Source organism: Bradyrhizobium sp. Cp5.3, assembly GCF_000426265.1.
Lineage (GTDB): Bacteria > Pseudomonadota > Alphaproteobacteria > Rhizobiales > Xanthobacteraceae > Bradyrhizobium > Bradyrhizobium neotropicale.
In genome coordinates this window covers 116,680-137,180 of sequence record NZ_AUFA01000001.1, presented here as the reverse complement: position 1 = coordinate 137,180, position 20,501 = coordinate 116,680, and the positions used below count along the sequence as shown (strand labels likewise).

Below are 20,501 nucleotides of genomic sequence, written 5' to 3'. Positions count from 1 at the left end.
GCGGCGTGCATGGTCGTCATACCGGGCCTGATTTTTCCGTCGTATGGGATGGCGTGCCGCGAATTCGCTTACCTCTCCCGCTTGCGGGGGAGGTCGGCGCGAAGCGCCGGGTGGGGGTTCTCTCCCCAGAGGGATTTTCTCCGAGAATCTCCGACATGCGGAGGCACCTCCACCCCGGCCCTCCCGCAACCGCAGGGCTATCGCATATGCTCTTGCGGCGGGAACGCGCTCGGCCTTCATGGTTCGAGACGCGCCGTAAGGCGGCGCTCCTCACCATGAGGGTCTAAGATTTTGCCGAAAAACAAGACCTCATCCTGAGGAGCCCGCCAAAAGCGGGCGTCTCGAAGGATGGGCCGCAAGGAGCCTACCTGCCAAGCTCTCTCTCATATGCGATTGCCCTACCCGCAAGCGGGAGAGGGAGGGGCAGTCCTTTTGCGGTAGGCGCGTTACGCCGCCCGCATGTTGTTGAGGAACGCGTCGATCTCCGAGCGCAGCGTGTCGGCTTCGCGGCGGAGCGCGTCGGAGGCGCTCAGCACTTCGGTGGCAGCGGCGCCGGCTTCGGCCGAGGCGGTGGAGACGCCGACGATGTTGCTGGAGACCTCGCTGGTGCCGCCGGCCGCATGCTGGATGTTGCGGGCGATCTCGCGGGTTGCCGCGCCCTGTTGCTCGACCGCAGCCGCGATCGCCGTGGTCACGTCGTTGATCTCGCCGATGGTCTGGCCGATGTCCCTGATGGCACCGACCGCGGAGGTCGTGACTGACTGCATGCTGGCGATCTGGGTGCGGATCTCCTCCGTCGCCTTCGCGGTCTGGCTTGCCAGGCTCTTCACCTCCGAGGCGACCACGGCGAAGCCGCGGCCGGCCTCGCCCGCGCGCGCCGCCTCGATGGTGGCGTTGAGCGCGAGCAGGTTGGTCTGCGAGGCGATGGTCTGGATCAGATCGACCACGACGCTGATGCGGCTCGCGCTGTCGGCAAGGCCCTGCACGGTGGTGTCGGTGGCGCCGGCTTCGCTGACGGCCTTCCTGGCGATCTCGGACGAGGTGACCACCTGGCGGCTGATCTCCTGGATCGAGGACGACAGCTGCTCGGTGCCGGCGGACACGGTCTGTACGTTGACCGAGGTCTCCTCGGCCGCGGACGCGACCGCGTTCACCAGCGCGCTTGACTGGTCGGCCGTGTTCGACATGCTCTGCGCAGTCGCCTGCATCGAATTGGCTGACAGCGCGAGGTTGTCGAGCGCGGTTCGCACCGTGCCCTCGAACTCCGCGATCTTCGCCTCCATGCGTGCGGCACGCTCGGCCTTGGCGACGCGATCCTTGTCCTGCTCGCCCGACAGCGCGCGGGCCTCGAGCATGCTTTCGCGGAACACCTGGAGCGTATCGGTCATCGCGCCGATCTCGTCATTGTGCTTCGAGCGCGCGATCTCGGTGTCGAGATCGCCGGCGGAAAGCAGCTGCATCGCGCGCTGCAGGGAGCCGATCCGGCGCAGGATGTTGCGGCCGACATAAAGCCAGACGAACAGGGCCGAGCCGACCAGCGTCAGCGCGCCGAGCGCCAGCATGACGGCGGTGGCGAGCGAGATCTCCTGGCGCGCCTGGAAGGTCGACGCGTTGGTCTCCTTCTGCACGCCGTCGACGAGCTGCTGCACGCTAATGCTGAGGCCGACATTGAGCTTGCGCGTCTCGTCCAGAATGGTCTGGCCGTAGTCGATGGAGTCGAGCTCCTTCTCACGCAGGTTGAACACGCCGGTCTTGCCGGTGCCGAGCGCGAGCAGCTTTTCGGCCGTCTCGCGCAGCATCTTGGTGCCCTGATTGTTCGGCAACAGATCGAGGTTGGACCGCAGGCGCCCCTGTGCCGTCTTGAATTCCTTCTGGATGTCGTCGAGCTTGTCGCTCGTGTTCGCCGACAGGGCCGCGCTCATGTCGGCGGCTGCGAGATTGCCGCTGGCGACGACGTTGCCGAGCTGGCCGACGGTCTGCGCGGCTTCGGTGGCATCTTCGGCGGAGAGGTTGGCCGACCCGAGAATGGCGTTGACCTGGGTCTGAGCGTTCAGCATCGCCGGACTGGCCGCGCCGACGAACTCGCTCTGCGCGCTGCGCAGGGCGTCATATTGCTTGTCATGGAGGGCGGCGATATCCAGCCGCTCGCGGGCGGCCTTGGCCAGGCTCTGGGCCGCCTCGTTGATGCTCTTGATGGTCTCGCTGAGCCCGGAGACGACGCTCTTGTCGGCGCCGAGCTCGATGATCTCGCCGAGCTTCTGCTGTGTCTGCTCCTGCAATTCCCTGAGCTTCCTGGTGCGCTCGTTCAGGGCGTCCTCGCTTTGAGCTGCAAGCAGCGCCGGTCCCTGTGCCGCGAGGCTCGCGCTCAGTGCCGACAATTGCAGGCTTGCGGCAAGGCGTGGAATGTCCCGCCCGCTCAGCTCGGTCATGCGTCCGCCGAGATTCTGCAGCACGAAGCCGGCGCCGGCCGAGATCACGAGGCCCATGCCCGCGATCACCGCGAAGGCGGCGAACAGGCTGAAGCGCACGCCCCATTTCGGCAACGAGAAACGAGGCCGGAAACGGCCAAGGCCCAGACGGATCGCCATCGATATTCCCCCAACGCTCTTGCTTGTTTTCGGGGCGCAGTATCGACGGGGCCGGTTAAAAAATCGCAATTTGCGCAATTGCTTGCGCGCGTTCCGCAGAGCGAAAAAAGCAGGGCGAAAAAGAAGGGCCGGCAAGACTGCCGGCCCTTCACGGTAAGGTTTTGCTAACCGGTCAGTAACGCGCGGCCGGGCTCGCCCAGTTGAAGCGGTAGTTGACGCCGGCCTTGACGGTGTGGTCGTCGGTCGTGAAGTTGCGGGCCGCAACGAGCGGACCCGCGGGTGCGACGAAATGCGCGTCGCCGAAATTGTAGTACTGGTACTCGGCCTTGGCCGACCAGTTCGGCGCGAACATGTATTCGATGCCGGCGCCGACGGTGTAGCCGTTGCGGTGATCGCCATCGATGAGGAAGCCGACCGGCGTGCCGCCGAGCGTCACCTTCTCGTTGTTGTCGGAATAGGCGTAGCCGCCCTTCACGTAGACGAGGCCCGGACCCCAGGTGTAGCCGACGCGACCGGTGATCGAGCCGAGCCCGCGCTGGTCGTTGGTGTAGGCAAAGCCACCGGGGAACACCGCGCCGACATTGCCGGAGAGCCAGGAATACTGGCCTTCGAGGCCGACAACGAAATTCGGGTTGAGCTGCCAGTCCGCGCCGACCTGCACGCCGCCGAGGAAACGGCCATTGCCGTTGTTGCCGGTGGAGAGGCCGTTGAAATTGTTGTCGCTGGAGAATGCGCCGCCGACATGCCCGCCGATATAGAATCCCGTCCAGTTGTAGATCGGCGCGACATAGGCCGGCGCGGCCGACTTGTAATAGTTGCGGGCGCCCAGATCGGCACCGACGGCCGGCGCGGCCGCGCCCACCACGAGCAGCGCCACGGTCGCAAACAGAATCTTCTTCATCGTCCTAAACTCCAACACTTCATTCCCGGCAGGCGCGCTTGCCGCGCCGTCGTTGCTTTCGCAGATAGCTTGCTTTTGAAGAAAATGCTGTCACATCCGTGGCACAGCGGCAGCCAACGTAACTTATTGGGCTGTAAATGCTTTTCGTGCTTAATGGCGACTTAAGAAGTGATGAAGGAAGGCTTAAGATTGCAAGCCTCGAGCAGCTTGTGTGCGCCTTTCGTTAACCAAGACGGCGCCGCACCTCGTCGCACATCTGCGCGCGGAAGGCCGCGCGCCGCGCCGGGCGGTCTTCCTCGCGCACGTCGTGCCGATCGAAGACGTTGAAGTTGTCCAGGATCGGATGGCGCTCGCTCGCCATCGCGAGCACGCGCAGCACCTTGGTCGCGGACGGCGTCGGGCCGCTCACCTCCCAGCGCCGGATCGTGTCGGCGCCGCCCTTCTCCGGCAATCCGCACAGTTTTGCCATGTCGACCGCGGTCAGCTTCCGCTCGATGGCGTCGGAGAGGTCGGTGCGGAGTTGCTTCAGTTCGGGGCCTGTCATGTCCATCGCGTCCAGGGGAGTCTCTGAAGGCAATGCACTAGCGCTGATTCGGGTCCATCCGAAGGCGGCCGGTCTCAGCCGCCGGGACCTGCCAGCGCGACGCAGTCGACCTCCACGTCGAACGGCCCGGGCCATGACGGGACATGCACGAAGATGCGCGCAGGCGATTCCTCCTGGAAGTAGCGGGCGTAGACTTCGTTGAACGCGGTGAAGTGCGCCGGATCTGGCGTGCAATAGACGTTGCACTTGATGACCTGTGCCAGCGAGGACCCCGCCGCTTCCAGGCAGCGCTTCATCTGATCGAACACGATCTCGACTTGTCGCTCGAACGGCAGCCGCTTGATGTCGCCTGTATCAGGGTCGAACGGCGGCAGGCCGGACAGATAGACCAGGCCCTCGGCGACGACGACCGGATAGACCGGGCCTTTGCGGCGACGCTCCAGATAGGTCGACAGCGGCTCCACGCGGATTCGTTTCATGCGGCTCCTCCGGATTTGGAAGGCTACGATAGGGCGCGCTCAGCACCGAATGGTTCGGCCGGCGCCAAACCATTCCCGTTGTCGCGCCGGGATCGCCGCGATACGATTTCTCCATGGTCGCGGCGGCAAACATGGTCGAGGTGGCGGCGCTGGTTGGCGACACCGCCCGCGCCACCATGCTGGCGGCGCTGATGGGCGGACAGGCGCTGACTGCGAGCGAGCTCGCCGCGCGCGCACGAATATCAAGATCCACTGCGAGCGGACATCTCGGCAAGCTGGTCGGCGCGCGGCTGCTTCACGTGACGCAGAAGCGCCGCAACCGCTATTACCGCATTGCCTCGCCCCTGGTCGCCAGGATGCTGGAGGGCATCAAGGCCGTTGCCGCGATCGAAGTCCCGCAGCGCCACCAGCCGCGCTCGATCGCCGACGACCGGCTCCGTTTCGCGCGCACCTGCTATGACCATCTGGCCGGCTATCTGGGCGTCGCCATCGCCGACGGCCTCGTTGCCAAGGGGCACGTCGTCCTCACCGATGACGGCGGCGAGCTGACGGTTTCGGGGGCACGTTTCCTCACCGCGTTTGGTGCCGAGCTGGCGCCGAAGCCCGGGAGCAGGCGCATCTTCTGCCGACCATGCCTGGACTGGAGCGAGCGCCGCTATCACGTCGCCGGTCACGTCGGTGCGGAAATTCACCGGTGCTGCCTGGAGCGTGGCTGGCTGAGGCGGGATCGCGACACTCGGATCGTGCGCATCACGCCGGCCGGCCAAATCGGCTTGCGCAGGACATTCGGCATTGATCTGGGCGATGGCGATCGGCGCGGCTTGTCGAATGCGCGCCCCTGAATTCGCGTGCTGATCTCTCGCCGCCGGAAGTCGAGCGCGACGTCCTGTCGGATGTCGCCAGCTACGGAAAGCAGATCGGCCAGATCGCCGACGCGTTGCTCGCCGTGATCGAGCGTCTGGAAACGCATCCCGACAACGTGATCGGCGACGGCAAGGCGGTCGCGGCCTTCAAGGATATGATGCATGCGGTCGCGACCGTGAAGGAGCGGCATAACCGCAAGCCGTGCCGCCCCAAGCGCCGCTGATCACAACGTTGTTGCACTCCGGCACATTCCGACGTGCGCGGCGTTGTAAGTCTGGCCTGCACGCATCCATTGCATCGATGAGCGGCAGGCGCGCCGACGAAAGGATCAGCCATGACAAGCACCAGACTCGCCATTACCGCAATCATCACTGTCGGGCTGCTTGCGGCACCCTTCGCCGCCGAGGCGAAGAGCAGGTCTGTCCGACACCATGCCACGCGTGTGGTGGCTCCGAGCTACGGGAGCGTCGGAGTGTCCGCAGCAGCGCAACCCAGGACCTACGGCAGCTCCGGACCGGCGATCGGGACGGTCACGGCGCCATCGATCGGCACATATAATTGGCCGTCGGTCGGCGTGACCAACGCCGTCCCCACTTGGAGCAACACCAACCCGCCGATCAGGTAGAGGCTCAGCCCGGCACGCCAACTGGCAACTGGCCGTTAACCACGGCTGCTTTTCGATCGCGAAAAGATGCTTGCGCAGCCGCCCTTTACTCCACTTTAGATCGTGTTGCTCTAATCGCTGTCATCACGCCTGCCGACGATCCTCCTGACGCGGGTGCGCGACGCTCTCGCGCGAAGGCATTCTCATGGCCGAAAGAAACTTCTCGGCGCACCCGCTTGCCCGACAGCGATCCGAGATCTGGCTGACATTCTTGATCGGTGTCGTCGCCGCGCTCCTTTTGGGAAGCCTCGTCTCCGACGCCAGCCTGGATGCGCAGTACGGCTGGGATACCCGGGTCAACTGCGCGGCCGTCGATGCGCATGCCGCGGGCCTGGATCCGTACTACGTCAAAAATCTGAAGGATACGAAGCTCTCCTATCCCTATCTGCCGGTAACGCTCGATGCCTTTCGCCCGATCTGCGCCGGCGGACTCCTTTTAACGCACTACCGAGGTCTATTCCTGGCGATCGCACTTCTCTGCGGTCTGCTCCTGCCTGGCATCGCTTCCGGTCGCTCGACCGTTCGGGATGTGTCTCTGCGCGTGCTCTGTATCGGCGGCTTCCTCGGCTTCGAATGGACTTGGGCCTCGGGGAATTTCGTTATCTTCACCGGGCTCCTGACCGCAGTATCGCTTGCGCTCCTCCTGCCTTCCGAACGCCCGGCAGGCGAGAGCGAGCTCGACTTCCCATTCCGTCTGATCGGTGCGGCGCTGCTGGGCCTGCTCCTGTCGTTCAAGCTCGTCTTCTTTCCGGTCGTGGCTGCCCTTTACCTGCTGCCGTTGTCTCGCGCCAGGAAGGTCACCTTGATCGCGACGGCTTCGGCAATGTTCGCGCTCCCCATTGTCATCTCCATGACTCTGTACGCCGATCTGTTCCACAGCTGGCTCAGCGCGATCTCGGGTCAAATACAGGGGCAACATAGCGTCGCCCTGGGCGAGAGAAATCCGTCCTTCTTCGTCCTGGCTATGGATCTGGCCACGCGTCTCGGGTTGGCCGATCAACGACCGGTCGTTTTCGCCTTGTATGCGGCCTGCGTACTGGGCGTTGTCGCGCCTCTCGTCCTGACGGCGGTGCGATCGATGGGAGACTACGGGAAGTCCCGCCGCAACTCCTTCCTGATGCGGCTCGATTGCTGGCTGATCGAACACCCGCGTCAGGCAGCGCGGCTGACAGCGATCGCGATGTACGCCCTCTATCTGTGTTCGCCGCGCCTCAAGGAATATGCCTTCTTCGAATTGGCGATCTACGCCGCAGTGTTGATCGCGGGTCTCAGGCCGGCATCGATCGCGATCATTCTGGTCTGTGCCATCGGCCTTCCTGCGTCAGCCTCCCTGTTCGGATACGCCTTCATGGACAGTTTCGGGCCCCTGAGCGCCGCCGTCATTTGCTACGGCACCATGTTGCTTGATTTCGGCGCTGTGCAGGCCGCGAGTTCTGGCGACCGGCTCGCGCCGAGATCGCTGGCAGCATCCTGCGATGATGCCTGTCTCGCGCCAGAGGAGGTCCCGTCTTTGGGCGATTGGCGTGCGCGTCAGCTCGCGACCGTCGCCAGTCCGGAAAGCAGGTAGAGCGCGACCAGCAATGTCCCGACCGACAGCATCGTCGTGATCGAAACCGTGGCCGCGACCAGTTTCTCCTCGACCTTGTGCTCGTGGGCCAAGACGTACACGGTCTTTGCCGTCGGCACGGCCGCGCAGACGACTGCGGCGACGGTGTAGAGTGGATTGAGGCCTGAGACGACGCAAAGTCCGTAGACGATCAGCGGCATGATCACCAGCTTCACGGCCGCGAGCGCGAACGATGCCCTGAGGTTGGAACGCAGGCCTTCGACCGACAGACCAAGTCCGATGGCAAACAGCGCGCAGGGCGTGAGCGCGGCTGCGATCATGTTCAGATAAGCTGCGACCGGCTTCGGAATCGGCAAGCCTGTGATTGCCCACACGAGACCGATGAGGGTCGACAGCACCATCGGATTGAGCAGGATCTGCTTCGCCAATCCGGCGGGGTGCGAAGATCGCCCGTGCGCGTTCTGCCGTTCAAGCAGGATGACCGTGATCGGAAACATCACGGCTGCCACGAACACGGTCGCTACCGCGGCGGGCAGGACGGCAGGCTGGCCGTAGATGGCGTGCAGGATCGGCAGCGCCACGAACCCGGTATTGGTCATCGCCGCGGCCATTCCATGGATCGTGCTGCTGGCGAGATCATGCTCTGATCCGGCGCGAACCGTCAGGAAGACCAGCGCGAAGCAGAGCAGCGAGCCGCCGCCGAAGGCGAGCAGAAAGCGCCATTCGAGGAGATTGCGTGCCGGCTCCTGCGCGATCGTGACGATCAGCAGCGCCGGCATTGCCACGTTGTAGGCAAAATGCACCAGCGCGTCGGCAAGCGAGCGCGAGAGATAGCCGAGCTCCCCGGCGAGCCAGCCGGTGACGATGATCGCGAACACGGGAAGGACGAGGCTGGCGACTTCCATCCGGTTTCCCCCTGCTGCCAAACGGCTGCACGGCAAGGTTACTCCGATGATGGATTGTCGTCACCGTTCGATTTGCTTGAGCCGGTCTTGGCTCGATAGGTCCTCGTCAGTCACCGCGGCTGTTGCGACGAAGCGGATCGAATCGCCCAGGGAAAGCGGCCGCGCGACCCTAAATTCCCCTGCCGTTCTGTTGACCAATCACGCAACGCCATGCCGCGAGGCGCTCGGCCGGATGCTGGTTCATCCATTCGGCGAGCTGGGGCGCGCCCGTCAGGCAGGACTGCACCGAGATGTTGGCGAAGTCCGAGGTGGTGACGATCTGCTCGTGGCAATTTGCCGGGGACGAGAGGCTGCAGAGCACGGCGATGATCTTGATCACGCGAGGTTGCCCCCGTCGTTGCCGCTGACCGCGCGAGTGATCGCTGCGTTGCCCTGCGGCGCGCTCGCCGGATCAGCCGGCGGGAAGATGCTGTCATAGATCGCGCGCGCCTCCTTGATGAGGCGCAGTCGCTCGCGCTCGGACCTTGAGACAAACTGAATAACCTCGCCCATGTCGACTCCAATCATTAACTGGCGTCCATCATGAGATGATGGATATCATTCGATGTTGAAGTAGGGTGTCGGTTGCGGCTTTGAAGCCGTGCTTCGGTCACGAGGAATAAAAAACGCGTGACTGCGCCGCGGTCCGATTCGGTCCCATCCCGGTTCCGGGTCAAAAGCGCCCGCAAGGCCTGCGCTTAGACGCAGGTCTCCGCTCCTCCCTTCAGCGTCACGGGAATGGTGAGATAGCGTACTCCGTTGGCTTCGGCCGGCGGGAATTTGCCGGCGCGAATGTTGACCTGGATGGAGGGCAGCAGCAATCGCGGCGCCGAGAGCCTGGCGTCGCGCGCCTGGCGCAGGGCCACAAACTCATCCTCTGTGACGCCCTCCCTGACCTGGACGTTCTTCTCGCGCTCCTCGCGCACCGTCGTCTCCCAGGCGTAAGTGTCGCGGCCGGGAGCCTTATAGTCGTGACACATGAACAGCCGCGTCTCGGGCGGCAGCGCCAGGAGCCGCCGTATCGACCGGTAGAGCTGGTGCGCGTCGCCGCCGGGGAAGTCGGCGCGAGCCGTGCCGTAGTCCGGCATGAACAGGGTATCGCCGACGAACACGGCATCGTCGATCTTGTAAGAGACGTCGGCAGGCGTGTGCCCTGGCGTGTAGATCACCTCGACGTCGAGTTGGCCGATCTTGAAGCGCTCGCCGTCCCGGAAGAGGCGGTCGAAGTCGCTGCCGTCGGTCTTCAGGTCGGTGGCGTTGAATAACGGCCGGAAGATGCGCTGCACGTCCTTGATGTGCTCGCCGATGCCGATTTGGGCGCCGGTTTTCGCCTTGATGAAAGGGGCGCCCGAGAGGTGGTCGGCATGGGCATGCGTCTCGAGCACCCATTCGATCGTGTAGCCTGCTGCTTCCGCGGCCTTCAACATCGCCTCGACCGAGCGCGTGTCCACCTCGCCCGAGTTGTGGTCGTAGTCAAATACCGGGTCGATGATGGCGGCCTTCTTGGTCGCCGGATCGGCGACCAGATAGCTCACCGTGTTGGTCGGCTCGTCGAAGAACGCGCGGATGATGGGTTGTCCTGACATGGCTTGAACCTCCTGATGCCACCGGTTCGGTCGGTCTTGACGGATATATTAGCAATAGCTAAATAAGCAATGCCTAAAATAAGGAGTGGGCCAATGGCCTCCCAAGCCTTCGATCTGGAGACTTTCGAAAAGCAGGCGGTTGAGGTCGCCGGCATCCTGCGCGCGCTCGCCAACGAGCGTCGGCTGATGATCCTGTGCCAGCTCGTCGAACGCGGCGAGAGCAACGTGAATGCTCTCGCGGAAGCCGTCGGTCTGTCGCAATCGGCCCTGTCGCAGCACCTCGCAAGGATGCGCGAGGAGGGCCTCGTCACCTTTCGGCGCGAAAGCCAGACGCTCTGGTATCGCATCGCCGATCCGCGCATCGAGCAACTCTTTGCCACGCTGCACAGGCTGTTTTGCAAGCCCACCAAGGCGAAGAACTAATTCAGGAAAGTAGAGGAGCTAATCATGTCACTACCCGCAATCAAGCCAGCCGACGCGCGCCGCCTTCTCGACAGCGGCGCCCTCCTGATCGACATCCGCGAAGTCGATGAGCACGCCCGCGAGAAGATCCCAGGCGCGCGGCATCTCCCCCTGTCGAAGCTCGACGAGATCGACCTCGCCGTGCATCAGGGCAAGCCGGTCATCTTCCACTGTAAAAGCGGCGCCCGCACTCAGGCCAACGCGCCGCGGCTCGCCCGGAAGCTCGGCGACGCCTGTGAAGCCTTCATCGTCGAAGGCGGGCTCGACGCCTGGCGCAAGGCGGGCCTGCCGGTCGTGACCGACCGGCGCCAGCCGCTGGAGCTTCAGCGCCAGGTGCAGATCGGCGCCGGCAGTCTTGCTGTCATGGGTACGCTGCTCGGCCTCTTCGTGTCGCCGTGGTTCTTCGCGGTGCCGGCCTTCGTCGGCGCCGGGCTGATCACAGCCGGTGTCACCGGCTTTTGCGGCATGGCCCCTATTCTCATGCGGGCGCCCTGGAACCGCAGCGTGTACGGCTCGCCCGCGCGGGCCGCGTGAGCGGGGCTTAAAATCAGGAGTCGTCCACTATGCTGGCGCTGACCCAAGGTGCGCTCGGCCTCGCCTCCGGCTCGTTGGTCGGATTTTCGTTGGGGCTGGTTGGCGGCGGCGGCTCGATTTTGGCCGTGCCGCTCCTCGTCTATCTGGTCGGCGTGTCGGATCCGCACGTGGCGATCGGCACCAGCGCGATCGCCGTCGCGGCGAACGCCGCCGCGAACCTCGTCAACCACGCCCGCGCCGGCAACGTGAAATGGCGCTGCGCCTCCGTGTTCGCATTCGCAGGCGTCGCCGGTGCCTTTCTCGGCTCTACCCTCGGCAAGATCGTCGAGGGCCAGAAGCTGCTGGCGTTGTTCGCCATTGTCATGATGGTCGTGGGCGCACTGATGCTGAAGGGCCGCTCCGGCGAGGGCGAGCCATCGGTCCGGCTCAACCGGGGAAATCTGCCGAAGCTTCTCGCCTTGGGGCTTGCCACGGGAGCTTTGTCCGGCTTCTTCGGCATAGGCGGCGGTTTCCTGATCGTGCCGGCGCTCATCGCGGCCACCGGCATGCCGATCCTCTATGCGGTCGGCTCCTCTCTTGTAGCGGTGACCGCCTTCGGGCTGACGACGGCGGCCAACTACGCTCTGTCCGGTCTCGTGGATTGGTATCTTGCCGCGTTGTTTGTCTCCGGCGGAGTTCTCGGCGGGCTCTTTGGCGCCCGCTCCGCCAGCTTGCTCGCCGAGCGCAAAGGTGCGTTGAACACCGTGTTCGCTGCGCTCATATTCGCGGTGGCGATCTATATGCTGGTCCGCAACCTCGGCCTGACGTGATTCAGGCCGCCGGCACGCGTTCCTTCCGCCCCGGCACCGCGGCCAGCAACTCGCGCGTATAGGCGTGCTCGGGCGCGGCGAAGAGCTGTGCCGTCGGCTTCAGCTCGACGATGGCGCCGCGCTGCATCACCGCGATGCGGTCGCAGATTTGCGCGGCGACGCGCAAGTCGTGGGTGATGAACAGCATCGACAGGCCGAGCCGCGCCTTGAGGTCTTCGAGCAGCCTCAAGACCTGGGCCTGCACGGAGACGTCGAGCGCGGAGACGGCCTCGTCGGCAACGATGATCTCGGGCTCGAGCGCGAGCGCGCGTGCAATGCCGATGCGCTGGCGCTGGCCGCCGGAGAATTCGTGCGGATAGCGCTCGAGCGCGCCGGCATCCAGCCCGACCATCTTGAGGAGATCGCGGGCACGATCGAACGCCACCTTCGGCGCGGTCCCGGCCGCGATCGGGCCGTCGGCGATGATGTGGCCGATCTTGCGGCGCGGATTGAGCGAGGCGAACGGATCCTGGAAGATCATCTGGATGCGATGGCGCTCGGAGCGTAGCGCCTTGCCGGACAGCGAGGTGAGATCGGTCTCACCGATCCGCACCGTGCCGCGATCGGCTTCGACCAGCCGCATCACGAGGCGCGCCACCGAGGATTTGCCGGAGCCGGACTCGCCGACGAGGCCGAGCGTCTCGCCCTTCAGGATGGTGAAGTTGACCTCGCGCGCGGCCTCGACGCGGCGGTCCTCGCGAAACCAGCCACCCGAGGTGACATACGTCTTGTCCAGGCCGATCACCTCGACGGCCCTGGCCTGATCGTCGAGGGGGCTGCGCGCCGGCGGATCCATCGACGGCACGGCGGCGAGCAGCGCCTTGGTGTAGTCGTGTTGCGGCGCGTTGAACACGGTCGCGGCGGGGCCTTCCTCCACCACCTTGCCATGCCTGAGCACCACGACCTGGTCGGCGATGTCTGAGACCACGCCGAAATCATGGGTGATGAACATCACCGCCATGTTGCGATTGCGCTGGAGGTTGCGGATCAGCTTCAGGATCTGCGCCTGGGTGGTGACGTCGAGCGCGGTGGTCGGCTCGTCCGCGACCAGCACCGCGGGCTCCAGCGCGAGCGCCATCGCGATCATCGCACGCTGGCGCTGGCCGCCCGAGAGCTGATGCGGATAGGCGCGCACGATGCGCTCGGGGTCGGGCAGGCCGACCTCGCGCGCCAGCGCCAGCGCCTTGGCGCGCCGTTCCTTCGGCGTGAGCAGGCCGTGCGCCTCGAACATCTCCGCCATCTGGTCGCCGATCCGCATCAACGGATTGAGCGCGGTCATCGGCTCCTGAAAAATCATCGCGAGCCTGCGGCCGCGAAGGTCGCGCCAGGCATCGTCGTCGAGCTTGAGCAAATCGCGGCCTTCGAACTGGATCTCGCCGGAGGTGACGCTGACCGTGTCCGGCAATAGGCCCATCAGCGCATGCGCGCACATCGACTTGCCGGAGCCGGATTCGCCGACGACGCAGACGATCTTGCCGGGCTTCAGATCCAGCGAGACGCCGTCGACCGCGAACGGCCGCTCGGCGCCCTTGGGCAGCGCGATCTTGAGGTTCCTGATGGAGACGACGGCCAGCGCGGTCATCGTCAGCGTCCCTCCCGCGACAGGCGCGGATTGAACGCGTCGTTTAGGCCTTCGCCGATCAGGTTGAGGCCGAGCACCGAGATCAGGATGGCGACGCCGGGGAACACGGTGATCCACCAGGCCTGGCGGATCACGGTGCGGCCCGCGCCGACCATGTAGCCCCAAGAGATCAGATTGGGATCGCCGAGGCCGAGGAAGGACAGCGAGGATTCCAGCAGGATCGCGGTCGCCACCATCAGCGAGGCCAGCACGATCACCGGCGACAGCGCATTGGGCAGGATCTCGCGCAGGATGATCCAGGTGTTGCTCTGGCCTGTGACCACGGCGGCCTGGACATATTCGCGTGTGCGCAGCGACAGCACCTCGCCGCGCACGAGGCGCGCCACCGGCGGCCAGCTCACCACCGCGATCGAGGCCACGATCGAATAGATCGAGGGCTGCAGGATCGCGACCAGCACGATTGCGAGCGCGAAGCTCGGAATGGTCTGGAAGAATTCGGTGAAGCGCATCAGGGCGTCGTCGACCTTGCCGCCGAAATAGCCGGCCATGGCGCCGATCGGCACGCCGAGGACCAGCGCGACGAACGTGGAAACCAGACCGACCAGCAGAGAGACGCGCGCGCCAAAGATCATGCCGGCGAACACGTCGCGGCCGAGCGCGTCGGTGCCGAGCGGCACGGCCGAGAGCGTGAAGGGTGGCAGGAACGGCCGCTGCACCATGCGCCAGGGCGAATTCGGGAACAGCATCGGCCCGAACACGGCGATCGAGATCGCGAGCAGAAGGATAATGAGCCCGATGACGCCGCTCGGGCTGCGTAGCATCGATGTCCAGAACTGTTTCATGAGGCGAATTCGATGCGCGGGTCGACCAGTCGATAGACCAGGTCAGTGATGAGATTGAAGATCAGCACCATGGCGGAGCAGATCACGAAGACGCCGAGCAGCAGGTTGTAGTCGCGCTGGAGGAGCGCGTCGTACATCAGCCGCCCGATGCCGGGCCAGGCGAACACGGTCTCGGTGATGACGGCGCCGCCGATCAGCGTGCCGGAATGCACGCCGGCGAGCGTCACGACGGGAAGCAGCGCGTTGCGCAGCACGTGGCGGCGCTGGATCACGGCGTCGGAGAGGCCCTTGGCGCGCGCGGTCTTGACGAAGTCGAGCCGCTTCACTTCCAGCATCGAGGCCCGCGTCATGCGGGTGTAGGTCGCCATGAAGAACAGGCCGAGCGTCATCGCCGGCATGATCAGGTGCTTTGCGACGTCGATCACACGGGCAAAGCCGGTGTAGTTGCCGCCGACCGTCTCGTAGCCGAAGCTCGGCAGCCAATCGACCGTGACGGAGAACAGCAGGATGCCCATCAGCGCCACCCAGAACAGCGGCATGGCGTAGAAGATCAGCGCGAAGATCGTGACGGCGGTATCGAGCCAGGTGCCGGCGAAGCGCGCGGCGCAAGTGCCGAACAGGATGCCGAGCGTGAGCGAGATCGCGAACGCCGTCAGGGTCAGCAGCAGCGTCGCCGGCAGCCGCTCGAGGATCAGCTTCGACACCGGCGCCTGCTGGCGGAAGGAGAAGCCAAGGTCGAGGGTGACGACGCCCTTGACGTAGATGAAGAGCTGCTCGGGCAGCGGCTTGTCGAGGCCGAATTTCTCCCTGAGCTGCTTGACGAAGACCTGGTCGCTGGCCCCGGCCTCGCCCGCCATCACGACCGCGGGGTCACCGGGCGCAAGCCGGATCAGGACGAAATTGAGGACGACGATCGCAAGCAGGACGATCACGCCCTTGAGGACACGCTGAGCGATGAAGGAGAGCATCTTAGAGAATCTTATGGGGTGACGTGACCTTAAGCCATTGAGGCGGTGCGCTCCCTCGCCCCGCTCTTGCGGGGAGAGGGGCCTCTCTCCACGCATGAGAATGCTGATGGACCTGTACCCCCTCACCCGCCGCGCTCTCCGAGCGCGTCGACCTCTCCCCGCATCCGCCTTCGCTTGAGCTTCGGCGGACAAGAGCGGGGAGAGGTGAAGTCGAGTGCGCCCTCACTTGTCGAGCCATGCGTCCTTGAAGCCGTCATTGACGCCGATGGCGGTGGTGATCAGGTTCTTGACCTTGCAGTGCGTGATGGTCGGGAATTGCAGCTCGAGCATCCAGGCCACCGGCACGTCCTCGACCAGGATCTTCTGCGCCTTCTCGTAGATCTCCTTGCGCTTGGCGTCGGGCGTCGCGACCGCGCCGTCGGCGAAGAGCTTGTCGATCTCCGCATTGGAGTAACCCTCGACATTGTTGAACACCTGGCCCTTGGCAATCGCGCTGGAGACGTAGTTGCGCCCCACCCCGAGCGCGGGATCGCCGTACTGGTAGAGATAGGTGAAGGCGATGTCGTAATCCCAGTCGCCGATCTTCTGGTTGCCGCCGGCAACATCGGTTGCGATCGTCTCGATGTTCATGCCGACGTCCTGGAGATTCTGCTTCACGGCCTCACCCCAGCGCTGCCAGGTCTCGCCGTAGGCGAGGGGGAGCAGGCGGATCTTCTCGCCCTTGTAGCCGGCCTCCTTCAGCAGCGCCTTGGCCTTCGCCGGGTCATATGGATATTTCGGCACGTCGTCGGTGTAGAACCTGATGGTCGAGGCCGACGGCCCAGTGGCAACCTTGCCCAGCCCGTTCCAGATCACGTCCTTCGCAAAGTCACGATCGATCGCATACAGGATCGCCTGCCGCACCCGCTTGTCGGCGAGCGGACCCTGGCGGTTGTTGAGCCACAGCCAGGCCAGCGGCGAGAAGAACTCCCAGCCGGCGCCGGTGACGCAGGTGTCCTTCAGCTTGGACAGCCGCGGCACGTCGAAATTCTCGACCGAGCCGCCGGGCAGCACGTCGACCTTGCCGGTCTCGAACGCCACCGAGCGCGCGGCGGCGTCCGGGATGATCTGCCAGTAGATCTCGTCGAGATGGGGCTTGCCCTTCTCGTAGTAGTTCGGATTCCTGACCAGGCGAATGAACGAGCCCTTCTGCCACTCCTTGAACATGAAGGGGCCGGTGCCGACCGGCGCGTTGTTGTAGGGATTGGTCTTCCAGTCGGTGCCTTCATAGAGATGTTTTGGCACCATCGGCATCGAGCCGACCTCGAAGATGCCGAGGAACGGACCGAACGGCTGCTTCAGCGTGAACACCACCGTGGTGTCGTCGGGCGCCTCGACCTTGTCGACCTGCCCGAGATTGTTGCGGGCGCGGGCATGCGTCTGTTTCAGCATCTCGACCGAGAACAGCACGTCGGCGGAGGTGAAGGGCTTTCCGTCATGCCAGGTCACGCCCTTCCTGAGCTTGAAGGTGTAGGTCTTGGCGTCCTCGCTGACGCTCCAGCTTTCGGCGAGCTCCGGCTGCGGCTCGAGCTTGGGGCTGTAGCGGAGCAGGCCCTCGAAGATATTGCCCGACACCATCTGGGTCGGGCCGTTCTGGATCATCGCAAGCATCAGGCCGGGCGGCTCGGGCTGGATCACCACATTGATCACGCCTCCCGTCTTCGGCTCTTGCGCCATCGCCGAGGCCGTGAGGCCGCAAGCCAGGAGGAGACCAAGCAACACTCGTTTCGGCATCTCGTATCTTTCTCAAGCGAGACCAGCCGTAGACGCGCAAAGCTACGGCCGGCCCATCCCAGTCCCCATCCGATATCGAGGCTCACATGGTCCCGTTCGGCGCCGCAAGATGAAAGTCGCGACAGCGATCGCACAAAAAATGTACAGCGCGTCCTGTTTTCACTTGATTCATTCGCTTGTCACGGAGACAAGTCGGCCATGGACAATGCGACGCGCTCCGAACGATCCCGCAATGCTGCGCTCGAAGCGGCGATCGCGATCATCGCGCGCGACGGGCCCGGCCGGCTGACGCTCGATGCCATCGCGCGCGAGAGTGGCCTCAGCAAGGGCGGCGTAATGCATCAGTTCCGCACCAAGGAAGCGGTGCTGAAGGCGCTGCTGGAGCGGCAGATGGCGTATTTCGAGGAGTTCTCGACCGGCTACATGGCGAAGGTGAGTGAGACCTCCGCGAATCCCAATTTGGCGACTCAGCTCGCGACCGTGCGCGAAGCGGCAACCTCGCCGAATTCCGCCGCGCTGGCACTGGTTGCGGCCATGGTCGAGAATCCCCGCCTGATGGCGCTGCCGCGCGAGCGCGAGATGGAGAGGATGGCGGCGATCAGGGAAGAGGCCGCCGACCCGGATCTCGCGATGCTGCGCTGGGCTGGAGCGATGGGACTGCTGCTGAGTTCGTTGTTCGGCATGTCGCCGCTCAGCAAGGACGAGCATCAGCGCCTGTTCGCGCGCCTGCTCGACGACAGCCAGTGGGGCGCGCTGGAAAAGCCCGCGAAATCACGCACCGCCAAGGCCGGCGCCCCGGCGCTGAAGCGCGCGACGGCGCGCAAGCGCGCCTGATTCGCCGTTAACGATCTTCCACCGGTCACTGCCCAAATCCGCGCCTGCGGCCAAATGCGCCAGGCCCATATTTCGGGACTTTACAAACCAACTGGTCGGTTTTATAGACGGGGGCACTGAGGCGGCCCAAGGCATCCGAGATGGCCCCGGACGATGCCTTCGGGCCGGCGATGGTGAGCCCCGCAGCCGCGTCTGGTCCCGTACGCGGCTGCGGTCGCCATCGCCTGACCTGAAAAGCCGCAAGAGGAGTCTTGAATGGATCGCTCGATCGCCCTGCGCGGTCTGGGAACGCTGCTGCTGTGCGCCGTCGTGGTCGGCTGCGCTTCGGTCGCGCCCGTGCCCTATTCGGAGATGGCATCATCGGCCTACATGGCGCCGGACAAGTCGGACGCCTCCGGCCGCGTGCCCTACCGCTATTCCACCGCGGCCGACTGGCGCGCTTACAACAAGGTCATCCTCGAACCCGTCGTGATCTACCGCGGCAGGGATCATCAGTTCGGCGACATGTCCGACAAGGACAAGGCGACACTCGCCGCCTACATGCAGACCCGCTTCGCCGACCGGCTGCGCGGCCGCTTCGCGCTCGTGCGCGAGCGCGAAGCGGGCACGCTGCGCATCAGGCTGACGCTCACCGGTGCCGTCGCCAATACGCCGGTGCTCGGCACGCTCTCCCGCTTCGATCTCGCCGGCGCCGTCTATAACGGCGTGCAGGCCGCGCGCGACGGCGAGGGGATGATGACCGGCTCGGTCGTCTACGGTGTCGAGATCTTCGACGCGACGACCTCGCGCCTGCTCAGCGCCTACGTCACCAAGCAATATCCGGCCGCCTACGACATCAAGGCCAGCGTCGGCTCGCTCGCGGCCGCCACCGCCGGCGTCGACAAGGGCGCCGATGCGCTGCTCGCGCAGTTGAACTGACGCGCAATCCCTCCAACGAAAGGTGTCGCAGATGAACTTCCTCCTTCGCTTCGCCCTGCGCGTCGCGATCACCATCATCATGATGAGCTTTGGCGGCCGCGCGGGAGCGGCGACGCTTGCCGATCCCACGGGCACATGGCTCGTCGAAGACGGTCGCGCACGCGTCAGGCTCGAACGCTGCGGCGCATCGCGCGATCGCATCTGTGGCTTCATCGTCTGGATGAAGGAACCGGTCGACAAGCGCGGCCAGCCTTATCGTGACAGCGAAAATCCAGATCCCGACAAGCGCGCCCGCGCGCTGCTCGGTCACCAGCTCATCATGGGACTGCAGCAGACGCCCGAGGGTCGGTTTGCCGGCGACATCTACAACGCCGAGGACGGCAAGCTCTATTCGGTCTCGCTGTGGCGCGACGCCATCGACCGCCTCAAGCTCAAGGGCTGCCTGATCAGGCTGTTGTGCCAGACCCAGACCTGGCAGCAGACCCTCGACGTGCTGCCCGGCCAGCTCGTCGGCCTGACCGGCGATCTCAACGGCCCCCGCGCAGACAAGGAATGGGCGGCCATGCCGGCCCCGAAGCCGACCCAGGCCAAAGCGAAGTAGAGGCGAAGTAGCCGCCGGCTTCAGGACGCCCTTAGAGCCTGCTGTAACTCGGCCAGCGCGCCGGCGAGTTGCTCGCGGTGCGCGATATCCTCCTTGGGAGTGGCGGCGACATCAGTGGCGAGGTCGCGCAGAATGCCCGCGAGCAGGCCGAAATTGATGTGCAGGTGAACCGACTTGCGCTCGTCCTCCGCCCCCGGACGCTCGAGCACGAGCACGACGCCACTTCCGTCGAGATGGGCCTCGAACCGTGATGAATGCTCGAAGGTCCCGACATAGAACTTGTCGGGATATTCGAGCGCGACCTCTGCCTTGTCGGGAACCGGTCTGGACATGTGGGCCTCATTGATACCGGCGCAGTCTCGCCGGGAATAAACCTGGCCACTTTGCGATAGATCAGAAGCGGATTTGATCGGGATCAAAGCCACCACGCCGCTTTTGCGATTCAGTGGCAACTAGCGGACGAGGAGCTGCGTCCGGCACCCAACCATGGGATGATCGATGGATTTCCACGCCACGACCACGCGTGCGGGCGATGACAGCGACGGCGCGATTGAAACGTCCGGCCTGCACCTGCCCGCGGATGATGGCATGACGCGCTGCGCGCAATTGCTGTGCGATGCGGGCCTGCGTCTGACGCGCCAGCGTCTGCTGCTCGGGCGTCTGCTGTTTCTCGGCGGCCATCGTCACGTCACCGCGGAACAGCTTTATGAGGAAGCTGTCGCCTCCGATATGCGCCTGTCGCTGGCGACCGTCTACAACACGCTCAATCAGTTCACCGATGCGGGCCTGTTGCGCCGGATCGCGGCCGACGGCATCAAGTCGTTCTTCGACACCAATATCAGCGTACATCCGCATTTCTATCTGGAGGGTGAGGACATGCTGGTGGATGTCCCCGGCGAGCTCACTTTCACGCGAGTGCCGGAGCCGCTTCCCGGCCACGAGATCGCGCGGCTCGACGTCATCGTCCATCTGCGCAGGAAGACCGCGTAGCGGCGTCGGCCG

General features: G+C 64.8%; 24 protein-coding genes. 11 read left to right on the top strand and 13 right to left on the bottom strand.

The features are described 5' to 3' along the window. Positions 1-446: 446 nt before the first annotated feature. The 4 genes from K289_RS0100630 to K289_RS0100615 form a co-directional block, all read right to left on the bottom strand. A complete protein-coding gene (locus K289_RS0100630) occupies positions 447-2,588 on the bottom strand; it encodes a methyl-accepting chemotaxis protein (RefSeq protein ID WP_027549664.1) in 2,142 nt (713 codons plus the stop codon). A 172-nt stretch (positions 2,589-2,760) separates the two neighbouring features. Beyond that, positions 2,761-3,489, bottom strand: coding sequence for an outer membrane protein (locus tag K289_RS0100625; RefSeq protein ID WP_027549663.1), 729 nt, complete (start codon positions 3,487-3,489; stop codon positions 2,761-2,763). Between the two features lie 223 nt (positions 3,490-3,712). Beyond that, positions 3,713-4,033, bottom strand: a complete 321-nt coding sequence (locus tag K289_RS0100620) for a hypothetical protein (protein ID WP_027549662.1) — start codon at positions 4,031-4,033, stop codon at positions 3,713-3,715. A 74-nt stretch (positions 4,034-4,107) separates the two neighbouring features. Continuing rightward, positions 4,108-4,512, bottom strand: a complete 405-nt coding sequence (locus K289_RS0100615) for a RidA family protein (protein WP_027549661.1) — start codon at positions 4,510-4,512, stop codon at positions 4,108-4,110. Positions 4,513-4,625: 113 nt separating this feature from the next. Here K289_RS0100615 and K289_RS43755 point away from each other — a divergent pair, with 113 nt between their 5' ends. From K289_RS43755 to K289_RS43745, 4 genes are all read left to right on the top strand, one after another. After that, a complete protein-coding gene (locus tag K289_RS43755; protein ID WP_051310464.1) occupies positions 4,626-5,354 on the top strand; it encodes a helix-turn-helix transcriptional regulator in 729 nt (242 codons plus the stop codon). A gap of 95 nt (positions 5,355-5,449) precedes the next feature. After that, positions 5,450-5,599 carry a hypothetical protein gene (locus K289_RS43750; RefSeq protein WP_245283826.1) on the top strand — a complete coding sequence of 50 codons (150 nt, stop codon included), beginning with the start codon at positions 5,450-5,452 and terminating at the stop codon, positions 5,597-5,599. Between the two features lie 111 nt (positions 5,600-5,710). Further along, positions 5,711-6,001 carry a hypothetical protein gene (locus K289_RS48370; protein ID WP_082908046.1) on the top strand — a complete coding sequence of 97 codons (291 nt, stop codon included), beginning with the start codon at positions 5,711-5,713 and terminating at the stop codon, positions 5,999-6,001. Positions 6,002-6,185: 184 nt separating this feature from the next. Then, positions 6,186-7,607 carry a hypothetical protein gene (locus tag K289_RS43745; protein ID WP_063614111.1) on the top strand — a complete coding sequence of 474 codons (1,422 nt, stop codon included), beginning with the start codon at positions 6,186-6,188 and terminating at the stop codon, positions 7,605-7,607. On the opposite strand, the gene K289_RS0100590 is transcribed toward K289_RS43745, so the two are convergent. From K289_RS0100590 to K289_RS43735, 4 genes are all read right to left on the bottom strand, one after another. Continuing rightward, positions 7,571-8,512 carry an AEC family transporter gene (locus K289_RS0100590; RefSeq protein WP_027549660.1) on the bottom strand — a complete coding sequence of 314 codons (942 nt, stop codon included), beginning with the start codon at positions 8,510-8,512 and terminating at the stop codon, positions 7,571-7,573. The two genes, K289_RS43745 and K289_RS0100590, sit on opposite strands and share 37 nt — an antisense overlap. A gap of 169 nt (positions 8,513-8,681) precedes the next feature. Further along, complete coding sequence (locus K289_RS0100585) at positions 8,682-8,891, bottom strand: hypothetical protein (RefSeq protein ID WP_027549659.1); 210 nt, start codon at positions 8,889-8,891, stop codon at positions 8,682-8,684. Continuing rightward, entirely contained in the window at positions 8,888-9,064 is a 177-nt protein-coding gene (locus K289_RS51400) for a hypothetical protein (RefSeq protein ID WP_198024646.1), read from the bottom strand. Before K289_RS51400 ends, K289_RS0100585 begins: the two co-directional genes overlap by 4 nt. A 185-nt stretch (positions 9,065-9,249) precedes the next feature. Continuing rightward, entirely contained in the window at positions 9,250-10,137 is an 888-nt protein-coding gene (locus K289_RS43735; protein WP_035683523.1) for an MBL fold metallo-hydrolase, read from the bottom strand. A 93-nt stretch (positions 10,138-10,230) separates the two neighbouring features. Here K289_RS43735 and K289_RS0100570 point away from each other — a divergent pair, with 93 nt between their 5' ends. The 3 genes from K289_RS0100570 to K289_RS0100560 are packed head-to-tail and all read left to right on the top strand — an operon-like array spanning position 10,231 to position 11,942. Continuing rightward, positions 10,231-10,560 (top strand): helix-turn-helix transcriptional regulator, encoded by a 330-nt coding sequence (locus tag K289_RS0100570; RefSeq protein ID WP_027549658.1) that lies wholly within the window; start codon positions 10,231-10,233, stop codon positions 10,558-10,560. 24 nt (positions 10,561-10,584) lie between these two features. Continuing rightward, positions 10,585-11,133, top strand: coding sequence for a rhodanese family protein (locus tag K289_RS0100565; protein WP_027549657.1), 549 nt, complete (start codon positions 10,585-10,587; stop codon positions 11,131-11,133). Between the two features lie 29 nt (positions 11,134-11,162). Then, entirely contained in the window at positions 11,163-11,942 is a 780-nt protein-coding gene (locus K289_RS0100560) for a sulfite exporter TauE/SafE family protein (RefSeq protein WP_027549656.1), read from the top strand. Position 11,943: 1 nt separating this feature from the next. On the opposite strand, the gene K289_RS0100555 is transcribed toward K289_RS0100560, so the two are convergent. The 4 genes from K289_RS0100555 to K289_RS0100540 all read right to left on the bottom strand — a co-directional run bounded on the left by K289_RS0100555 (position 11,944) and on the right by K289_RS0100540 (position 17,146). After that, positions 11,944-13,563: an ABC transporter ATP-binding protein gene (locus K289_RS0100555; protein WP_027549655.1), complete on the bottom strand. Its 1,620-nt coding sequence runs from the start codon at positions 13,561-13,563 to the stop codon at positions 11,944-11,946. Between the two features lie 2 nt (positions 13,564-13,565). Then, a complete protein-coding gene (locus K289_RS0100550) occupies positions 13,566-14,405 on the bottom strand; it encodes an ABC transporter permease (RefSeq protein WP_027549654.1) in 840 nt (279 codons plus the stop codon). Further along, complete coding sequence (locus K289_RS0100545; RefSeq protein ID WP_027549653.1) at positions 14,402-15,373, bottom strand: ABC transporter permease; 972 nt, start codon at positions 15,371-15,373, stop codon at positions 14,402-14,404. The genes K289_RS0100550 and K289_RS0100545 overlap by 4 nt, the downstream gene beginning before the upstream one ends. 222 nt (positions 15,374-15,595) lie before the next feature. Further along, positions 15,596-17,146, bottom strand: a complete 1,551-nt coding sequence (locus K289_RS0100540; protein ID WP_027549652.1) for an ABC transporter substrate-binding protein — start codon at positions 17,144-17,146, stop codon at positions 15,596-15,598. Positions 17,147-17,344: 198 nt separating this feature from the next. Here K289_RS0100540 and K289_RS0100535 point away from each other — a divergent pair, with 198 nt between their 5' ends. The 3 genes from K289_RS0100535 (at position 17,345) to K289_RS0100525 (ending at position 19,499) form a co-directional block, all read left to right on the top strand. Next, the gene (locus K289_RS0100535; RefSeq protein ID WP_027549651.1) at positions 17,345-17,980 is read left to right on the top strand and encodes a TetR/AcrR family transcriptional regulator; all 636 of its coding nucleotides are present in this window, start codon (positions 17,345-17,347) and stop codon (positions 17,978-17,980) included. A 255-nt stretch (positions 17,981-18,235) separates the two neighbouring features. After that, positions 18,236-18,898 (top strand): DUF3313 domain-containing protein, encoded by a 663-nt coding sequence (locus K289_RS0100530; protein ID WP_027549650.1) that lies wholly within the window; start codon positions 18,236-18,238, stop codon positions 18,896-18,898. Positions 18,899-18,929: 31 nt separating this feature from the next. Beyond that, positions 18,930-19,499: a DUF2147 domain-containing protein gene (locus K289_RS0100525; protein ID WP_027549649.1), complete on the top strand. Its 570-nt coding sequence runs from the start codon at positions 18,930-18,932 to the stop codon at positions 19,497-19,499. Between the two features lie 20 nt (positions 19,500-19,519). On the opposite strand, the gene K289_RS0100520 is transcribed toward K289_RS0100525, so the two are convergent. Next, entirely contained in the window at positions 19,520-19,831 is a 312-nt protein-coding gene (locus K289_RS0100520; RefSeq protein ID WP_027549648.1) for a hypothetical protein, read from the bottom strand. 166 nt (positions 19,832-19,997) lie between these two features. On the opposite strand from K289_RS0100520, the gene irr reads away from it, so the two are divergent. Beyond that, complete coding sequence (irr, locus tag K289_RS0100515; RefSeq protein WP_027549647.1) at positions 19,998-20,489, top strand: Fur family transcriptional regulator Irr; 492 nt, start codon at positions 19,998-20,000, stop codon at positions 20,487-20,489. Positions 20,490-20,501: the final 12 nt, after the last annotated feature.

Excerpts from the sequence above, each read along its gene's own strand:
- K289_RS0100630 (WP_027549664.1), bottom strand. The coding sequence starts at position 2,588 with ATGGCGATCCGTCTGGGCCTTGGCCGTTTCCGGCCTCGTTTCTCGTTG.
- K289_RS0100625 (WP_027549663.1), bottom strand. The coding sequence starts at position 3,489 with ATGAAGAAGATTCTGTTTGCGACCGTGGCGCTGCTCGTGGTGGGCGCG.
- K289_RS0100620 (WP_027549662.1), bottom strand. The coding sequence starts at position 4,033 with ATGACAGGCCCCGAACTGAAGCAACTCCGCACCGACCTCTCCGACGCC.
- K289_RS0100615 (WP_027549661.1), bottom strand. The coding sequence starts at position 4,512 with ATGAAACGAATCCGCGTGGAGCCGCTGTCGACCTATCTGGAGCGTCGC.
- K289_RS43755 (WP_051310464.1), top strand. The coding sequence starts at position 4,626 with ATGGTCGCGGCGGCAAACATGGTCGAGGTGGCGGCGCTGGTTGGCGAC.
- K289_RS48370 (WP_082908046.1), top strand. The coding sequence starts at position 5,711 with ATGACAAGCACCAGACTCGCCATTACCGCAATCATCACTGTCGGGCTG.
- K289_RS43745 (WP_063614111.1), top strand. The coding sequence starts at position 6,186 with ATGGCCGAAAGAAACTTCTCGGCGCACCCGCTTGCCCGACAGCGATCC.
- K289_RS0100590 (WP_027549660.1), bottom strand. The coding sequence starts at position 8,512 with ATGGAAGTCGCCAGCCTCGTCCTTCCCGTGTTCGCGATCATCGTCACC.
- K289_RS51400 (WP_198024646.1), bottom strand. The coding sequence starts at position 9,064 with ATGGGCGAGGTTATTCAGTTTGTCTCAAGGTCCGAGCGCGAGCGACTG.
- K289_RS43735 (WP_035683523.1), bottom strand. The coding sequence starts at position 10,137 with ATGTCAGGACAACCCATCATCCGCGCGTTCTTCGACGAGCCGACCAAC.
- K289_RS0100570 (WP_027549658.1), top strand. The coding sequence starts at position 10,231 with ATGGCCTCCCAAGCCTTCGATCTGGAGACTTTCGAAAAGCAGGCGGTT.
- K289_RS0100565 (WP_027549657.1), top strand. The coding sequence starts at position 10,585 with ATGTCACTACCCGCAATCAAGCCAGCCGACGCGCGCCGCCTTCTCGAC.
- K289_RS0100560 (WP_027549656.1), top strand. The coding sequence starts at position 11,163 with ATGCTGGCGCTGACCCAAGGTGCGCTCGGCCTCGCCTCCGGCTCGTTG.
- K289_RS0100555 (WP_027549655.1), bottom strand. The coding sequence starts at position 13,563 with ATGACCGCGCTGGCCGTCGTCTCCATCAGGAACCTCAAGATCGCGCTG.
- K289_RS0100550 (WP_027549654.1), bottom strand. The coding sequence starts at position 14,405 with ATGAAACAGTTCTGGACATCGATGCTACGCAGCCCGAGCGGCGTCATC.
- K289_RS0100545 (WP_027549653.1), bottom strand. The coding sequence starts at position 15,373 with ATGCTCTCCTTCATCGCTCAGCGTGTCCTCAAGGGCGTGATCGTCCTG.
- K289_RS0100540 (WP_027549652.1), bottom strand. The coding sequence starts at position 17,146 with ATGCCGAAACGAGTGTTGCTTGGTCTCCTCCTGGCTTGCGGCCTCACG.
- K289_RS0100535 (WP_027549651.1), top strand. The coding sequence starts at position 17,345 with ATGGACAATGCGACGCGCTCCGAACGATCCCGCAATGCTGCGCTCGAA.
- K289_RS0100530 (WP_027549650.1), top strand. The coding sequence starts at position 18,236 with ATGGATCGCTCGATCGCCCTGCGCGGTCTGGGAACGCTGCTGCTGTGC.
- K289_RS0100525 (WP_027549649.1), top strand. The coding sequence starts at position 18,930 with ATGAACTTCCTCCTTCGCTTCGCCCTGCGCGTCGCGATCACCATCATC.
- K289_RS0100520 (WP_027549648.1), bottom strand. The coding sequence starts at position 19,831 with ATGTCCAGACCGGTTCCCGACAAGGCAGAGGTCGCGCTCGAATATCCC.
- irr (WP_027549647.1), top strand. The coding sequence starts at position 19,998 with ATGGATTTCCACGCCACGACCACGCGTGCGGGCGATGACAGCGACGGC.